Annotated in this window: 1 pseudogene; it reads left to right on the forward strand. The window is 31.6% G+C overall.

Annotated features, from left to right (window positions below):
- Positions 1-24: 24 nt before the first annotated feature.
- A pseudogene (locus AVBRAN9334_RS10145) lies at positions 25-345 on the forward strand (trimethylamine-N-oxide reductase TorA); the annotation flags it as partial.

Below are 345 nucleotides of genomic sequence, written 5' to 3' on the forward strand. Positions count from 1 at the left end.
CATACAAACAAATATATCTTCGCTATGAAAGAATGTATAAAGCCTATGTATAACTCAAGAAATGATTATGATATTTTTTGTGGAATTATTAAGCATTTTAGTGAAGAAAAATACCAAGCTTTTACAGAGGGTAAAACTGCAAATGAATGGATTAAATACTTTTACGAACAATCAAGAGAAAAAGCAGCAGCAAGTGGCCTATCAATGCCAACCTTTGATGAGTTCTGGGCTAAAGGCTATGTAGAATTTAAAGCTCCTAAAGAAGCTAAGAATTTCGTAAAAATGAAAGATTTTAGAGATGACCCAATTACTAATAGATTAGGAACTCCAAGTGGTAAGATAGAA

The sequence above is a fragment of the Campylobacter sp. RM9334 genome (genome assembly GCF_020138145.1).
Classification (GTDB): domain Bacteria; phylum Campylobacterota; class Campylobacteria; order Campylobacterales; family Campylobacteraceae; genus Campylobacter_E.